The organism is Pseudomonas sp. NY15374, from assembly GCF_048068255.1.
Classification (GTDB): Bacteria; Pseudomonadota; Gammaproteobacteria; order Pseudomonadales; family Pseudomonadaceae; genus Aquipseudomonas; species Aquipseudomonas machongensis.
Genome location: NZ_JBLUPZ010000002.1, coordinates 21,589 through 37,411, shown reverse-complemented (window position 1 = coordinate 37,411; position 15,823 = coordinate 21,589). Strand labels below are relative to the sequence as shown.

Sequence of the window (15,823 nt, the reverse complement as noted above, 5' to 3'; positions counted from 1 at the left end):
GTCACCGCCAGGCCATCAGACCCCCTGCGGCATCTCCCCCTTGGCCAGTCGCCGATTGATATCGGCAACCACCTCCGGCAGCTCGTTGATGGTGTCGATCAAGTAATGCGGTCGCGAGCCCTCGAACAGCGCATGGATCCGCTTGCGTTCCTCCTCCAGTCTTTCGGCACCCAGCGCCTGGTATTGCTCCCAGGTCAGCCCCAGGGCATTGCCCGAGCACACCAGCGCCACGGTCCACATCCCTGCACGACGACCTTCCAGTATGCCCGGCACGGTATCGTCCACCTTCACGCATGCGGCGACATCGTCGATGCCCAGGGCAATCACGTTGGCCAGAGCCTGGGCCGGCCATGGGCGACCATTGGGCGTTTCGTCGGTTGCCACCACGTGGTCGGCGACATAGCCATTGCGTGCTGCCAGCGCTACCACCTTGTCCATCACCACTTTCGGATAGCCCGAGCACGAGCCGATCTTCAGGCCGTCCTTGCGCAGCCCAGTGAGGGTATCCAGTGCACCGGGAATCAGTGCGGAATGCACGGCGATCTTCTCGATCTGCAGAGGCATGAAACGCTCGTAGATGGCCGTGACGTCGTTGTCGGTCGGGGTACGGCCAAACACCTTGCGGTAACGCTCGGCGATTTCCGGCACATCGCACAGGGTGCGGATATGGTCCCATTTGCCCATGCCCATCGGGCCGCGGGCCTCCTCGATGGACACCGCGACATCGAACTCGGCAAAGGCTTCGACGAAGATCTGGGTCGGGGCGAAGGAGCCGAAGTCGACCACGGTACCGGCCCAATCGAGAATGGCGGCTTGCAGTTGGGTGGGGTTGCTGTAGTTCATGTGCACGATTTCCATCAATGGGGTGGGCAAAGAGGTCAGATATCCAGCACTTCCATTTCTCGCAGCACCTGGGCCACGGCATCGACGGCGGCCTGCATGCCTGCCGAACCGACCACACCGATGCAGCCGACGCGGAAGGTTTCGACCTGGGTCAGCTTGCCTGGATAGAGAATGAAACCCTTGGCCTTGACCCGCTCGTAGAAGTCCTTGAACTGGTAGCGGGCGTCCGTGGGTGCGTGGAAGGTGACGATGATCGGCGCCTGGATGTCGGTAGGCAGGAAGCTGCGCAGGCCGATTCTGGCCATGCCGTCGAGCAGGGTCCGGCAGTTGTTGGCGTAGCGTTGGTGCCGCGCTGGCAGACCGCCTTCTTCAGCGTACTGTTGCAGTGCTTCGTGTAGTGCCGCGACCACGTGGGTAGGCGGGGTGAAGCGCCACTGGCCAGTCTTGGCCATATAGGTGTGCTGGTCGTGAAGGTCCATGGCCAGTGAGTGGGCGTTGCCTTCGGCAGCGGCCAGGGCATTTTTCTCGGCGAACACGAAGCCCATCCCAGGCACACCTTCCAGGCATTTGCCGGAGGCGGCGATCAGGGCTTCGAACGGCACCTCACGCGCATCGATGGGCAGGGCGCCGAACGAACTCATGGCATCGATGATCAAGCGTCTGCCGTGGTTCTTGACGACCTGGGCGATTTGGGCGAGCGGGTTGAGAATACCGGTGCTGGTTTCACAGTGGATCAGTGCGACGTGGGTCACGGCCGGGTCGGCGGCGAGCAGGCGGTCGACATCGGCGGCGGTGGTCGGTTGATCCTCGGCGGTTTCGAAGGTGCTGTAATTGCGGCCCAGCACCTTGCAAATCTTTGCCAGGCGCTGGCCGTACGCACCGTTGATCAACACCAGGACCTTGCCATCACGCGGCACGAGGGTGCCGATGGCCGCTTCCACGGCGAAGGTGCCGCTGCCTTGCAGGGGCACGCAGTGGTGGCTGGCGCTGGCGTCGAGAATCGCCAGCAATTGTTCGCAGACGCTGGCGGTCAGCTGATTGAAATCACGATCCCATGAACCCCAGTCCACCAGCATGGCCTGGCGGGTGCGGATCGAAGTGGTCAGTGGGCCGGGGGTCAGCAGAATCGGGGCGCTGGTCATTGCGGGACTTCCTCGGGGGCAGTGGGCAGAAACGACGGGGCTAGGTTGCAATTCGCCCATCCATCAATCAAATTGTTTGTCGTTATGCCAACCATAAGTCAGGCCGATAAATGAACCTCTTTCAACTCCGTGCCTTCGATGCCGTCGCCCGCGAGGGCAGCTTCACCCGTGCCGCGGCGCGCCTGTTCATCAGCCAGCCGGCAGTGACCGGACACGTCAAGGCGCTCGAGGAGCATTACCAGATCACCCTGCTGCGCCGCACTGCGCGGCGTGTCGAGCTGACCGAGGAGGGCACGCGTCTGGCGGCCATTACCCGGGCCATGTTCGGGCTGGCCGAAGAGGCCCAGGCGATGCTCGAAGCGAACCGTCAGCTGCTGACCGGGCGTCTGGAGGTCGCAGCAGACGGACCGCACCGGGTCATGCCGATGCTGGCGCTGCTGCGCGCACGCTACCCTGGCATCACCGTCAACCTGCGCCTGGGCAATGCCCAGGAGACCTTGGCGGCGCTGCTGTCCGAGCACGCCGATGTGGCGGTGCTGACCGAGGTGGAACCGCGCAAGGGCCTGTATCTGCAGAGTTTGGGCGAGTCGCACCTGTGCGCTTTGTTGCCGGTCGGTCACCCGTGGGCCGCAGAGCCTGGGGAGCTGGCGCTGAGGGCTCTGGACAAGCAGGTCATGGTGCTGCGTGAGCCCAGTTCGATCACCCGGCAGACCTTCGACCGGGCCTGCGCTGCGGTCCATGTGCAACCCCGAGTGGTGTTGGAGCTGGACAGTCGCGAGGCGGTAACCGAAGCGGTGGCCGCGCAGCTTGGCATCGGGATCGTCTCTTCGGCGGAGGTAGCGCATGATCCACGGGTAGTGGCGCGCCCCATGGCGGGCGCAGGGCTGCTCAACCGGCACATGATCGGCTGCCTGGAGCGGCGTCGCCCGTTGCGCTTGATCCAGGCGTTCCTGGGGTTGGCCAGTATGTCCGAAGAGGACGGGAACAGTTCCGGCTGTGCCCCGCTGAGGTGATTGGCAAGAGTAGTCCTGGTTATCTTCCAGGAAACTCCTATGACCACCCTCAAACTCGATCACACTGACAGCTTCATCGTGGACAACCTGCCTGTCTGGCTGCATGCCGCTTCGGCCGAGCAAATCACGACCTTGCGACGCCGATTCGACGAGCACCGTGCGGTGGAAGCACGTCTTCAGGCGGCGTTCAAGGCGCTGAAGGCTCCCCAAGACTTCGCCTGTAGCCTCCTGAATACGGCAATGGAAAACACGCTGAAGGTCCGGTTGGACTTGCGCAATAGCTTATGGCGCCAGCGGTGGGACAATTACAGCCTTTTAGGTGGAGAGACGCTGGTCAATCATTTCACCTTTGAACCTGCGATGAACCACCTGATGCAGAACTTCGTATCGGGGCTTAACTTTGACCACCGCACTGGTCTGATCAAGGCCGGACCCCATGCGTCTCTGACCAGCGAAAAGCTGCTCGTGGATACCGCCCGGTTGGCACAGGTGTGTCGCCAAGTTGATGCTGGCGCGCATTACCAAACGCATCTTGAGCAGGTACTGGATGATTCGGTCACCGCATTGCTGGCCGAGGAGAAAGCCAGGCGCCTGGCGCTGGCGGCTCAGCTTGCGGTTGTGCAGGGTCGCATCGAGGCGGCCGAGCTGGCGGCGCTGGAGCCCCTCCTGGGAAGCGTGTCGACAGTGAATCCGACGCTCCCGAGTGTGAAGGTGAAGCACCTTTATCTGCTGGGTCATGCAGTATTGGGCGCCTTGCTCATAGAGCTGTCGGAGCATGCGCATGCATCGGGACCTTCCGATAGCGCGGGCATATTGCTTTTTCTGCCTCATCGACCACTGCAGCGATTTGCCGACTTGAACGGCGTCGTTACTCATCTGGTCACGATGCTCGCGACCCCGCACGAGCATGAAGCCTTGCTCGCGCTGATTGCCCTCGACAGTCGCATCGGCTTCCAGGCCATGTTGAAAAAGCGTCTGAGCGATGCGGTGCCTGACCTGGAGGTCCTCGGCAGGGTCTGTGGCAAAGCCCTGTTCGCCGAGCTCGCTGAGTTGCAGGTGAAGCAGATCAAGGATGATGCCCGGTACCTGCTGGTGCCAGTGGCGGACGTCGATGACAAGGTCAAGTGGCAACGGTTGCTGGCACTCGAGTCCGTCGGCATGAACTTGCTACAAGCGGCATCGCTGTTCGTGCCAGGGCTGGGTCAGTTGTTTCTCGCGGCAACGGTGGTGCAGGTGCTTGACGAGGTCTACGAGGGCGCTGTCGACTGGTCGCGCGGCCATCAACATGAAGCCGTGGAACACATGCTTGGCGTCGCCGAAGTGGTTGCTGTCAATGCCTTGGGGGCTGCTGGTGGGGCGGCGGTAGCCCGAGGTTTCCAACGTAGCGGTTTCGTTCAGGAATTGGCTCCTGTCGAGCCACGGCAAGGTACAGGACGATTGTGGTCCCATGAGCTGGCACCTTACCGCGCCAGGAATGTGCCGCAGCACGCGCAACGTGGCCCCGATGGCCTGTACCGACATGGCGGCGAGCGTTGGTGGTTGCATCAAGGCCACCTTCACGGCGTTCGTCGTGATATCGCTGCAGCTCAATGGCGGCTGCAACGAGGCGACGGCAAGTCGGGCTTTGCTCCAGCGTTGCAATGGAACGGTGAATACGGTTGGCGCCTGGCCTGGCAGCGCCCGCAGGAATGGCAGGGCGAGTCGTCTTTGCTCGGACACTTGTGGCCGCTGGCCTCCGAATTCGATGAGCAGCGGATCAAGTCGATTTTGTCGATCGCCGATATTGACCACTCGACCTTGCGCCGCCTCGTCGCCGAGCAACGAGCGCTTCCTGCTGGGCTGCGTGACACCCTCAACCGGTTCGCCGCTGATGGAAGAATCGACCAGTTCTTTCTCGCGTTGCATCATAGCCCGCAAACTGCTGAGGTGGACTTGATGCGTTTTTGCAGCAATCGCCTCAAGCTTGAGCAAATGACGTCTCAGGCTCGTGTACAAGCCATGCTTGATGACGCTGCCATGTTGCGTGAGGAGCTCATGGCACATTTGACTGAGCAGCCGGGCGGGCGCACGGACACTGCCTTGATACAGCGTGATTTCCCCGGCTTGCCTGATGTGTATGCCGCCGATCTGCTTGATCGTGTAAGCCCCGTCCAGCAACAGCGCTTGCGAAGCAGCGGACGTTTGGACCTGGCATTGGCGGAGCGCGCGCGTCTGGCGTTGCACGAGGCGCGGATTTGCCGATTATTGCAAGGGTTGTACCTCAACAACGCCTACCAGCAAGAGCTGCCGAGCCTGGTCTTCGCGTTGCTGCGCAGGGAGCCGGCCTGGCCCCGCGAAATCAACTTCGAGGTACGCCAAGGCACTGTCGACGGACGGCTCATCACAAGCTTGTACCCGGCTGATACAGGGGGTAAGCCCAAGGTACTGGTATGGCGCGCAGGGCAGATGCACGTGTTCGAGGATGGCAGGCGTCTGCTCGTCGAAACCGAGGGCGCGGGTGGGCTGCTGGAGTGCTTGTGGCACTATCTGCCCGAGGCAGACCGCCAGCGGCTGGGATGGACAGGCCAGGCAGCCTTCGAAGCAATGCGTGCCGACCTCCGGCGCGGTCTACCGAACAGCCGGACCCAGGTGCTCGAACTGCTGAATGTTCAGCCGCCCAAGCCGACGTTCCGCCCACCGGTCCGCCTTCCGGACAGGCGTTTCGGCTATTTGATGAGTGGCCGTGGTGGGCGCGGCAGTCATGCGGCCGAACGCACGCTGGAGGATCGGGTGCGCAGCCTCTATCCAGGGTTCAGCGAAAGGCAACTAGAGAGCTATCTTCAGGTTCTCGATGAGCAGCCGGGGTCTTCCTTCACGGCCTTGCTCGCGCAGGAGCAAATCTATGCGCAACTTGACCGTGACCTGCAGAGCTGGGCCGAGGATGAAGACGGTGTAGCGACGCGTCGACAGCGACGTCAGGTGGCTGATGAAATCCGTCGCTGCTGGCGTTTTCAAGGATTGGCTGGCAGGGCGCATAGCAACGGCGACCCTGGTATGGTGCTGGTACTGTCCGGTCTGGATGCGGCCGAGCTGCCGGATCTCTCCGGGCATGAGGGGTTCAGTCACGTCAGTGAGATGACCCTGTCGCACATGCAACTGCGCGATCTTCCCACGGGCTTTCTACAGCCATTTGGCAGTTTGCTGACCCTGAATCTGGACAGTAACAGGTTGGCCGTAGTCCCCCAGGCGCTTTCTGCATTGCCGCATCTACGTGAGCTGACGCTTTCGCGAAACGAGCTCCAAATCGATGCAGCAGGCCTTGCCTTACTCGGGCAGATGCGCCAACTGCGTATGCTGGACTTGAGCGAAAACCCGCTCGGGATGTTCGGGCTGGCGCTGGATCAAATGCCGCGTCTGCGTCAGTTGGGTCTGCGCAATGTTGGTCTGACCGAGGTCCCGCGACATCTGGCACTGGGGGTCTCCCTGGACTATGTCGATCTGCGCGACAACCAAATCACCGCCTTGCCGCTGAGCCTGCGCAACCGGGCTGGGCAGTGGCGGCGAAGGCTCGCGCTGGTGGGGAATCCGCTACCCGAGCAGTACCGTGACCTGTGGATCGACCCGAGCTGGACGTCTGAGAGCGAGGCCGAGAACGAGGCCGAGAGCGACGTACACGATGGCACGCGCTGGCTGGAGCGGCTCGACGATGCGTCCCGGGTCACCCGCGCCGCGCAATGGGACCGCCTGCAGGCGGAACCGGGAAGCGCCGATTTCTTTGGCTTGATTCACGCACTGGCGGACACCAGCGATTTTCGCTTGGCGCGGGCGCACCTGGAGGCCAGGGTATGGGCCATGTTCGACATGGTCGAACGGAATACGGCTGTGCGTGAACAGTTGTTTGCGCTTGCGAGCGAGCCACGCACCTGCGTGGACAGTGTGATTTCGACCTTCGGCCTGCTGGAAGTCAAGATGCTCAGTACTGCGGTCGAGAGCGGCTCAGCGGACGAGGCCGAGACGCAATTGCTGGACCTGGCACGGAGGTTCTTCCGTCTCGACCAAGTGGAAGCCTACGCCCGAGAGGACGTCAGGCAGCGCCGCGCCGGTGGGCGAGGCGTCGATGAGGTGGAGGTGAGCCTGGCCTACAGGGTAGGGTTGGCGCAAGCCCTCGACTTGCCAGGCCAACCGCGTACGATGCAGTTCGAGACCATCGCCGGGGTGAGTCGGCAAGATCTTCAGGCGGCGCAGGCCGCCGTGCTCGAGGCAGAGGCCAGTGATGCGCTGGCGGTTGACATCAGCCATAGAAGCTTTTGGCTTGATCGTTTGCAAAGATCGCACGAAGCAGCCTTCGGGTTGATACGCGAACCGTTCGTAACGCGAATGGAGGCTGTGTATGCCCGTCGTCACAGCCTCACGGATGCCGAGTACGACGCTCAGGGCAGAGCGATCGTTGCGGAGTGCGAGTCGGCAGTAGATGCCAAGGCACTCGAGCTGACCCGCCAGGCACTGGCACGTCAGACCGAGTGAGGGTCAGCAGACCCGGTCCATGAATTGTTCAGGAGCTGGCCTTTTTTCGTCATGGCCCTAAGATGGCCTGCATTGGGCAATCTGGATAGCCGATGAGCGAGAAAGATACGATTTCCATGCAATTGGTGCGCGAAGCGCTGCTGCAGACCTGCCCGCAGGGCAAGGCTGACGCAGCGCTGCTGCGGCGGGCGGGAATCGATGAACGCAGCTTCGAGCAAGCTGATGCGCGCGTTGGTGCCGATGCCTACGCGCGTCTCTGGCGCTTGCTGGCACGTCGATGCAACGACGAATTCTTCGCGATGGACCCGCGCGGTCTGCGTAGCGGCAGCCTCTCGTTCATGTGCCAGGCAAGCATGGCGCAGCCCACGCTTGGCGCAGGGTTGGAGACTGCGTTGGGGTTTCTCTCGTTGATGCTCGAAGACCTGCAGCCCGGGCTGGTGCGCCAGCAGAGCCTGGCCGAGATCACCATCAACGAACCGCGCGATGAGCCCAGGCGTGCCTTCACCTATTTTACGTTCTGGATGATTGTCCATGGCGTCGCCTGCTGGCTGGCGGGCCGACGCATTCCCATCCTCGCCATTGACCTGCGTTGTGCCGAGCCGCCGTTTTGTGACGATTACCGGGTGATGTTCTCCGAGAACCTGCAGTTCGAACGCCCGCGTACGCGCATGATCATCGCCGCCGATTGCCTTGACCTGCCCCTCAGGCGCACGCCCGAGGAGTTGCAGAAGTTTCTCGCCGAGGCTCCGGGCAACATCCTGGTCAAATACCGAGATCCAGACAGCCTCGCCCGACGTGTGCGTCGCATCCTGGGGAAGCTTGACCCCGGCCAGTGGCCCGACGCCGAACGTCTGGCCCGCGACCTGTGCCTGTCGTTATCGACCTTGCGCCGTCGCTTGGCAGAGGAAGGGCAGACCTACCAGGGGCTCAAGGATAGCGTACGCCGACAGCTGGCGATCGACTGGCTGAGCGAGGGTTCGCTGCCGATGAGCGATATCGCCGAACGCCTGGGGTTTGCCGACGCCAGTTCGTTCTATCGCGCGTTTCGCAAGTGGTTTGGCTGCAACCCAGGGGGGTATCGGGCCTTCGTATTGGGTGGCACGCAGGTACAAGACAAGAACTCCGGCTGAATGCCGAGTGATGCCTGTGTACGTGAAGCCGAGGCCAGCGATGAGCTGGGCGCAGGTCGCTAATCCGATCATTCGCAGCCCATGACGGGAGTTCATTCCTCCTGCCATGGCCCGGACGGTCCAGCGAGAGTGCATGACGCGATTTGCGAAAGGAGCCTCTCCCATGACATCTATCCCTCCCTCGACCGTCGGTAAGCCCAGTGTTGCCGATGCAGTCGATGACTTTATCCGCACCGGGTTGCCCGAATGGCTCAAGCGTGCCTCACCTGCCCAGATCAACCGTCTGCGCGATCGCTTCAAGAGCAGCCGGGCCAGCCAGGACAAGGTGCGTGCGGCAACGCTCGACCTGATCCCGCTGCACACCTTCGTACTTGAGCAATTCACAGCGCTGCTCGGCGACCGGTTGCCCAAGGACTGTAAGCTCGATCAGTTGCAGTGGCTGGATGTCAGGCGCGAGTTCGGCCTGGTTCCGGGAGTGCATTGGCCGTTCTATCGACCGGGTTACGTGCGACAGCCAGGGTTGCTGCGACTGATGCAGAACTTTCACGCCGACGACGCCGCACTCGAGGGCAGTGGGCTGGTGCATCCGGGGGCTGATGTTGTGTTGTCAGGTCCGGCGAACGATCTGGCACGCGACTGTCGCAAGAAAAACGTCGGCAGCCTTTACCAGGCCCAGCTAGCGCAGGTTTTCAGTGCATCGAACTGCGCGCTGCTGGCCGAGGACAAGCGCTCGAGCCTGAGCCTTGTGATCGAGATCGCAGCGCTCAAGGGAGAGATATCGGCGCTTGAGCAGATTGCTTTGCAGGATATCGTCCAAGGTGTGCCCGAGCAGCATGAGACGCTGTTGCGAGGCTATTCCGGCATGCTGACGGTGCTGGGTTGCAGTATCACTGATGGCCTGACCATCGCGCTGCGCGACGCTGCAGGTGTGAGCAAGGGTGTCATCCTGTACCTGCCCAGTGACCCGCAGCTTGCTCTGCGGCGTTATGACTCGTGGGAAGACCTGAGTGCGGCTATGGTCACCGCGCTTGAGGACAAGGCTTACCTTGAGTTCTTCAGTGGTCTGGTTGCGCTTGAACAGCGGCCGACGTTCCTGCAGACACTGGGCAAACGTCTGGCCGATGCCAGCCCGGATCTACAGATCGAAGGCAAGACAGTGCAGGGCGAGTTGTTCGCGGAGCTGGTGGCGCAGCAGGTGCAGCGGGTGAAGTCCGACGCACGGTACGTGCTGGTGCCGACCGCTGACGCGGATCATGCTGCGACCCAGTCACGCCTGCAGACGTGGCAGTCGATCGGGCTTGGCTTGGCCAATCTGGCAGGGCTGTTCATTCCTGCGATCGGTGCGATTTTGTTTGGCCAGTTGGTGGAGCAGACGCTCTCGCAGGTGTTCGAAGGGGCTGCGGACTGGACCCGTGGTCATCAACATGAAGCCCTTGAGCATCTGCTCGGTGTGGCCGAGACCGTTGCGGTCACGGCGGCGGTGGCTGGAGGGGCTGCGGTGGTTGCACGGGGGTTCGCCCGCAGCAGCTATGTTGATGGTCTGGAGCCTGTCGACGTGCAAGGCGTTGGCACGCGTCTTTGGTCAAGCGCGCTGGATACTTATGTTACCGAGCCGCTACAGCCGCGCTTGCAGGATGACGGGCTCTATCGCACTGCCGACTCGCGCTGGCTGCGGGTTGGCAAGCGTTTCTTTGCCGTGCACCAACCGTCGGCTCAAGGTGGCTGGCGCGTGCGTCACCCGCGTCGTGTGGCTGCCTACGGTCCTGCGCTGGAAACCGTCGGCGAGCGTGGCTGGCGGCTGCGCCTGGAGCGACCGCTGGAGTGGTCGGACGAGGCTCGGATGCTGCAGAGCCTATGGCCCCTGGACCCGGCGTTGACCCGCACCGATGCCTTGGCCGTTCTCGACATGGCGGACATCGATGTCGAAGAGTTGCGTGGCTTGCTGGTGGACAGCCGTGAGGTTCCGGCCAACCTGCGCGAGACGTTGCGGCGCTTCGATGCGGACCGACAGGTATCGGCGTTCTTCAAGGCGTTGGCCGAGGACCAGCTACCTGTGGACGATGCACGTATCGAGGCGTGGTGCCTGGCGTTGCTAGGCTCGCACAAGGCGGACAGTGCCGCGCTGCGTGTTGCCTTGCTGGCGCAGGAGCCGGTGCTGCGCCGCGATCTTTTCCAGTATCTGGTGACCGAAAACCCGCCTGCAGACCCGCTGTGTGCGCTGTTGCAGCGTGACTTTCCCGGGTTGCCTGCACGGTATGCCGTGCAGGCAGCCGCCCAGGTGTCGAGCCGTCTGCGCACGATCGCCGAGGTTGAATCACGCGTACCGCTGGCGGTGGCGAACGACGCCCGGTCACTGCTGCAACTGGCTCGCTTGAACCGCGCCTGCGAGTCGCTTTACCTGGACAATGTATACAGCGACGAAGGTGCCGAACTGGTTCTGGCGCTGGCAGCACGGCTACCCGGGTGGCCGCAGACGTTGCGCCTGGTGTTGCGTGAAGGAGCCCTTGATGGACGGGTGGTCAAGGCCGTCGGGCCTGTTGCCGACACTGGCTCGCAAGTCACACTGGTGCATAAGGATTGCCAGTTCCAACGCTACGACCATGGCGGTCGGAAGCAGGGTGAGCCCGCGTTGTCTATGGCACAGGCGCTGGTCGACGCACTACCGGTCGAGGTACGGACCTCACTGGGGCTTGCAGGTATGCATGCAGGTCTGCTGCTGCGTACGGCGTTGCGTGCGCAACTACCGAGCACACGCAGTGAGCGTGTAAGTCTGCTGGGCTGGACCCCGCGCCAATCCTGGTTCAACCCTGGACGGCGCATGGCTGATGGGCGTGTTGGGTATCCGCTCAGTGGACGCGGGCAGCCTGGCTCGTCCTGGCAGTCGCTACTGGACCGTCTGCGCGCGATCTATCCTGATCTTTTACCCGCGCAACTCGAGGCGCGACTGAGTCAGATGCAGCAAGCGCCTGGGTCCGTGTACCGGCGGCTGGCCGAGCTTGAACGCGATTACGAGCGACTGGAGGGGGCACTCACGGGTTGGCTCAGCGCCGGGCTTGGCGGCCGTAGCCACGCTGCCCGCGTCCAGGCTGCCGAGCGCATGCGCCAGGCCTGGCGCCTTCAGGACGGGCAGCAGACCCTGGTGATCAGTGGCGTACAACTGCAGACCTTGCCCGAGTTCGCCCACCCGACGACGTTCGCCAACGTTACCACGCTGGTGATCAGCGACACCTCGCTCAATCATGTGCCGACCGATTTCCTGCGTTGTTTCAGCGCTTTGAGGGAGCTGAACCTGAGCGGCAATCATCTGCTGGCCTTGCCACGAGGTATCGTTCACCTGGTCGAGCTGCGTCGTCTGCGACTGGCGCGTAACGACATTCGCCTGGATGAAGCAGGTGTCCAGGTGCTGACGGGCCTGCAACATCTGAGCGAGCTGGACCTGAGCCACAATCCGTTAGGAGCGTTGATCTTGCGCTTCAATCACCTTCCGCAACTGCGCGAAATCAGTGTGCGCCATTGCCGATTGGGTGCCTGGCCGGACGGTTTGGAGCAGTGCGGATTTCTCGAGCGCGCCGACCTGCGCGACAACCAGATTCGTGTCGTGCCAGCGGCCATCCTCCAGATGCCGAATGTCTTCCGCCGCGGTTTCATGGTCGAAGGCAATCTTTTGTCGAGCGTTGAGCTGCGAGGGCTCTATGCTCTCGACGTGATCCAGGAGCACTTGCACCTTCCCGAGCGACTGGCCCGGCAGAATGTCGACGTGGTGCGCACCTGGTGGTTGGACAGAGGCGATGAGGCCTTGTACAACGCGCGGCTGTTCCAATGGGACACGCTGCAGGCGATGCCGGACAGCGATGGGTTCTTCCAGTTGCTGGGGTGGCTGACGCTCACGCAGGACCATGCTCAGGTGCCAGCGGTGCTGTCGACGCGCGTATGGTCGGTGCTCAATGCCATCAGCGCCGACACTGACCTGCGCAACCGGATTTACGCGCTGGCCGACGACAACCTGACCTGCTTGAACGCGGTCAGTGACCGTTTCAGTGATTTGCAGCGCTGCGCCGCGATTGCGCGTGCCGATGCCAACACCTTGCATGAGCGGGGCAGTGAGCTGATCACACTCGGTCAGGGGCTCTTCCGCCTGGACCAGTTGGACGCGTTCGCTCGTGCCGACATCCGTCGCCGGATCGAAGCCGGCGACAGTGTCGACCAGCTTGCAGTGCGCTTGTACTACCGAGTGAGCCTGAGGGAGCGCCTGAGCCTACCGTTCACTTCGCGGTTCATGGACTATGCCTCGGCGGCCGAGGTGACTGACAGCCAGCTCCAGGAAGCGCTGGTGGCGGTGAGGGCCGCGGAGTCGATCGAAGCCCTGGGTGAAAGCCTGAGCCGGCAGGCGTTCTGGCGGCGCTATATGCTTGAGCGCCATGATGCGGTCTTCGAGCGCGTCGAAACAGACCATCAGACACGATTGGCAGCGCTGCAGGCCAGGGCCGACCAGATTTCGGCCGAGAATCTGGCCCTGGAGATCGAGGCGCTGGAGAGTCGGCGGGACGTCGAGGAGCTCGAGATGATACGTGAACTGACCCGGCAAATGCTGATTGGCCGGGAGCGGGGGCTTGGCTGAACGCTCAGGGCGCTGAGGCTACAGTGGCCAAACCGATCATGCCTGATGAGCGCTTTTGCCATTGTCCACAAGCGCTGGCGGCGCGACTATCGTCGGACCTAGGGTTCAACTCCAACAACAAGAAATCAGGAGTCCGACGATGCGTGATTACGCAGAGGCCGCGCGAGCATTCGAATATGACCGGGTTGCCGCAAACGCCTTGCATGGCAACCTGCAAGCACTTAACGCCTGTGTCGAGTGCTGCGACCGGCATGTCGGCCGCAACCTGCCTGCGCTGATCTGTGAAGACCAGGAAGGTAACGGCGCGCGCTACAGTTTCGAGCAGCTGCAGGCCATGTCGGCTCGCATGGGCAATGTCCTGAAGGATCAGGGCGTGGGGCCTGGGGACCGGGTCGCCGGCCTGATGCCACGTACCGTCGAACTGCTGGTGACGATTCTCGCCACCTGGCGACTGGGGGCGGTATACCAGCCGTTGTTCACCGCGTTCGGTCCCAAGGCCATCGAGCACCGTCTGGAGCAGTCCCAGGCCCGGGTGGTGGTCACTGATCGCAACAACCGCGCCAAGCTGGAAGATGTCAGCGGCTGCCCGGCGATCATCACGGTCGGTGCTGCGGCGCACGAGCTGGATTTCCAGCAGGCGTTGGAGGCGGCAAGCGATCACTGCGAGCCGGTAATGCGCAGCGGCGACGACCCCTTCCTGTTGATGTTCACGTCCGGCACCACAGGGCCGGCAAAACCACTCGAGGTCCCGCTGCGTGCGATCGTCGCCTTCCAGGGCTACATGCGCGATGCCATCGACCTGCGCCCTGACGATACCTTCTGGAACCTGGCCGATCCGGGCTGGGCCTATGGCCTGTACTACGCGGTTACCGGCCCCCTGGCGCTGGGGCACGCCACCACGTTCTACGATGGTCCGTTCAGCGTCGAGAGCTGTGCACGGATCATCGACAAGCTGGGCATCAGCAACCTGGCCGGCTCACCCACCGCCTATCGCTTGCTGATCGCAGCCGGTGAGGCGTTCTCGGCACCGATCAAGGGGCGTCTGCGGGTGGTCAGCAGCGCCGGTGAGCCGCTCAATCCCGAAGTGATCCGCTGGTTCGCCGACGCCTTGAACGTGACCATCCACGACCACTATGGCCAGACCGAGCTGGGCATGGTGCTGTGCAACCACCATGGCCTGGCGCACCCGGTACACTTGGGCTCGGCGGGCTTCGCTATCCCCGGGCATCGCATCGTGGTGCTGGACGAAGCTGGCAACGAGCTGCCTGCCGGTCAGCCGGGGATACTGGCAGTCGACCGCGAGCAGTCGCCGCTGTGCTGGTTCGGCGGCTACCACGGCGTCCCCACCAAGGCGTTCATCGGCAAATACTACCTTTCCGGCGACACCGTCGAGCTCAACACCGATGGCAGCATCAGCTTCGTCGGCCGCAGCGACGATGTGATCACTACCTCCGGCTACCGCGTCGGTCCTTTCGATGTGGAGAGCGCGCTGATCGAACACCCGGCGGTGATCGAGGCGGCGGTGGTGGGCAAGCCTGACCCCCAGCGTACCGAGCTGATCAAGGCTTTCGTGGTGCTGGCTGCAGGCCATAGCGCCAGCCCTGAACTGGAAGAGGCTCTGCGCCAACATGTGCGCCAGCGCCTGTACGCCCACGCTTACCCGCGTGAAATCGAATTCGTCGGCGAGCTGCCCAAGACCCCGAGCGGCAAGCTGCAACGCTTCATCCTGCGCAATCAGGAAATCGCCAAGCAACGCGCTGCGCAGGCCAACCCTGCTGGCGCCTGAAGGAAGACCTCCATGAACGTTCAACGCAAAAGTTTCATTGTCACCGGCGCCGCCTCCGGGCTGGGCGCCGCTACCGCGCAAATGCTGGTCGAGGCCGGCGCCCGTGTGATGCTGGTCGACCTCAACGCCGAGGCGGTCGAAGCCAAGGCGCGGGAGCTGGGTGACAACGCCCGCTTCGCAGTGGCCGACATCAGCAGCGAGCCGGCCGCCCAGGCAGCGGTCGAGGCGGCCGTCAGCGCCTTCGATGGCCTGCACGGGTTGGTCAATTGCGCGGGGATCGTCGGCGCCGAGAAGGTCCTGGGCAAACAGGGGCCGCATGGCCTGGCAAGCTTTGCCAAGGTGATCAATGTCAACCTGATTGGCAGCTTCAACATGCTGCGCCTGGCCGCAGCGGCCATGGCCGAAGGCCCTGCGGACGAGGGCGGTGAGCGGGGTGTGATCATCAATACCGCCTCTATCGCTGCCTATGACGGGCAGATCGGCCAGGCGGCCTATGCCGCCTCCAAGGGCGCGATTGCCAGCCTGACACTGCCGACCGCCCGTGAACTGGCGCGCTTCGGTATCCGCGTGATGACCATCGCTCCCGGCATTTTCGAGACGCCGATGATGGCCGGGATGACCCAGGAAGTGCGTGATTCGCTCGCCGCCGGGGTGCCATTCCCACCACGTCTCGGCCGCCCGCAGGAATATGCGGCGCTGGCCCGCCACATCATCGAGAACAGCATGCTCAACGGCGAGGTGATCCGCCTCGACGGTGCACTGCGCATGGCTGCCAAGTAAGGAGAAGA

At 63.0% G+C, this 15,823-nt stretch carries 8 protein-coding genes; 6 read left to right on the top strand and 2 right to left on the bottom strand.

What is annotated here, in order from left to right; all coding sequences use genetic code 11:
* Positions 1 to 15: 15 nt before the first annotated feature.
* Together phnX and ACNFHO_RS04520 are read right to left on the bottom strand one after the other, a co-directional pair.
* Positions 16 to 843 (bottom strand): phosphonoacetaldehyde hydrolase, encoded by an 828-nt coding sequence (gene phnX / locus ACNFHO_RS04525; RefSeq protein WP_063545561.1) that lies wholly within the window; start codon positions 841 to 843, stop codon positions 16 to 18.
* Positions 844 to 878: 35 nt separating this feature from the next.
* Positions 879 to 1,985, bottom strand: a complete 1,107-nt coding sequence (locus tag ACNFHO_RS04520) for a 2-aminoethylphosphonate--pyruvate transaminase (RefSeq protein ID WP_054894338.1) — start codon at positions 1,983 to 1,985, stop codon at positions 879 to 881.
* A 110-nt stretch (positions 1,986 to 2,095) separates the two neighbouring features.
* Between ACNFHO_RS04520 and ACNFHO_RS04515 the strand changes: the two genes are divergently transcribed.
* From ACNFHO_RS04515 to ACNFHO_RS04490, 6 genes are all read left to right on the top strand, one after another.
* Positions 2,096 to 2,998: a LysR substrate-binding domain-containing protein gene (locus tag ACNFHO_RS04515; protein WP_054894337.1), complete on the top strand. Its 903-nt coding sequence runs from the start codon at positions 2,096 to 2,098 to the stop codon at positions 2,996 to 2,998.
* 39 nt (positions 2,999 to 3,037) lie between these two features.
* Positions 3,038 to 7,501 carry an NEL-type E3 ubiquitin ligase domain-containing protein gene (locus ACNFHO_RS04510; RefSeq protein ID WP_416765443.1) on the top strand — a complete coding sequence of 1,488 codons (4,464 nt, stop codon included), beginning with the start codon at positions 3,038 to 3,040 and terminating at the stop codon, positions 7,499 to 7,501.
* Between the two features lie 92 nt (positions 7,502 to 7,593).
* Complete coding sequence (locus ACNFHO_RS04505) at positions 7,594 to 8,631, top strand: AraC family transcriptional regulator (RefSeq protein WP_416765441.1); 1,038 nt, start codon at positions 7,594 to 7,596, stop codon at positions 8,629 to 8,631.
* 163 nt (positions 8,632 to 8,794) lie between these two features.
* The gene (locus ACNFHO_RS04500; protein ID WP_416765440.1) at positions 8,795 to 13,249 is read left to right on the top strand and encodes an NEL-type E3 ubiquitin ligase domain-containing protein; all 4,455 of its coding nucleotides are present in this window, start codon (positions 8,795 to 8,797) and stop codon (positions 13,247 to 13,249) included.
* Positions 13,250 to 13,388: 139 nt separating this feature from the next.
* Positions 13,389 to 15,035, top strand: a complete 1,647-nt coding sequence (locus ACNFHO_RS04495; RefSeq protein ID WP_416765439.1) for an acyl-CoA synthetase — start codon at positions 13,389 to 13,391, stop codon at positions 15,033 to 15,035.
* Between the two features lie 12 nt (positions 15,036 to 15,047).
* The gene (locus ACNFHO_RS04490; RefSeq protein ID WP_063545554.1) at positions 15,048 to 15,815 is read left to right on the top strand and encodes an SDR family NAD(P)-dependent oxidoreductase; all 768 of its coding nucleotides are present in this window, start codon (positions 15,048 to 15,050) and stop codon (positions 15,813 to 15,815) included.
* Positions 15,816 to 15,823 lie beyond the last annotated feature (8 nt).